General features: G+C 60.8%; 3 protein-coding genes. All 3 read right to left on the reverse strand.

All coding sequences use genetic code 11. The features are described from left to right. A partial coding sequence (locus I5W_RS21460; RefSeq protein WP_252717163.1) for a UDP-2,3-diacylglucosamine diphosphatase occupies window positions 1-448 on the reverse strand: 448 nt, incomplete at its 3' end. A gap of 30 nt (window positions 449-478) precedes the next feature. Next, on the reverse strand, window positions 479-967 hold the full coding sequence (locus I5W_RS21465) for a peptidylprolyl isomerase (protein ID WP_044530757.1): 489 nt from the start codon (window positions 965-967) through the stop codon (window positions 479-481). An 84-nt stretch (window positions 968-1051) separates the two neighbouring features. Next, the coding region (locus I5W_RS21470) for a peptidylprolyl isomerase (RefSeq protein WP_044530758.1) at window positions 1052-1195 on the reverse strand (144 nt) is incomplete at its 5' end.

Consider the following 1195-nt stretch of genomic DNA (forward strand, 5'->3'; position numbering starts at 1 on the left):
TGGTGAGCCTGGTGCGCACGGTGGAAGCCAGCATGGGGCGCCACTGAGCGAGCGCCAGCAGATCGCCGTGGGCCAGCGCCAGGGTACGGCCGGCCAAGGTGACGACATGCGGATCGTCCAGCAGCGTCAGTCCTGCGGCAGCGGCAAAATCCTGGCCGACCAGGAAATCGCGGTTGCCCGCCATCCAGTACAGTTGCACGCCCTGTACCTGTACAGTCTTGAGGGCGTCAGCAATCAGTTGGTTGTAGGGAGCAGTAAGGTCGTCGTCACCGGCCCAGTACTCGAACACGTCACCTAGCAGGTACAGTTGCTGCGTTTGAACGGCATGGCTTTGCAGGAAGCCTAGGAAAGCCTCGGTAGTGCGGGGCAGGGCGGCCTGCAAATGGAGGTCGGAAACAAAAAGCGCAACCGTCGGTTGCGCTTTCTGCATGAACTGGAAATCAGTCATGGTCGATGAGGGAGGCGGTCAAGGTCGAGCTTAGACCACTTCTGCCTTTTCGATCAGCACGTCTTCCGCAGGCACGTCGGCGAACATGCCGGCGCGGGTGGTCTTCACACCCTTGATCTTGTCGACCACTTCAGTGCCTTCGACGACCTTGCCGAAGACGCAGTAGCCCCAGCCGTCCTGGCCGGGGTAGTCCAGGAAGCTGTTGTTCTTGACGTTGATGAAGAACTGCGCCGAGGCCGAGTGCGGGGCGGCGGTGCGGGCCATGGCCAGGGTGTAGGGCTCGTTCTTCAAGCCATTCTTGGCTTCGTTCTCGATCGGCTCGCGGGTTTCCTTTTGCTTCATGCCGGGTTCGAAGCCGCCGCCCTGGATCATGAAACCGTCGATGACGCGATGGAAGATGGTGCCGTTGTAGTGGCCGGCGTTGACGTAGGCCAGGAAGTTCTCAACGGTCTTGGGAGCCTTCTCTGCATCCAGTTCGATTCGGATGGTGCCGTGGTTGGTGGTGAGCAGAACTGCCATGATGAATCCTTTGCTGGTGGGGGAAATGAAAAAAAATCGGCGGGCGACGTCGGCTCGCCTTGGGTGCGGTACGGGAGGCTTGCCTTACTTGATCACGGTCGCCGATTCGATCACCACCGGGGTGGTCGGCACGTCACCGGCACCGGTACGCACCTGCTTGATCTTGTCGACCACATCTGCGCCAGCGATGACCTTGCCGAATACCGCGTAACCCCAGCCTCCTGCCGG

This window comes from Herbaspirillum sp. B65 (genome assembly GCF_000333555.1).
Taxonomy (GTDB): Bacteria; Pseudomonadota; Gammaproteobacteria; order Burkholderiales; family Burkholderiaceae_D; genus Herbaspirillum; species Herbaspirillum rubrisubalbicans.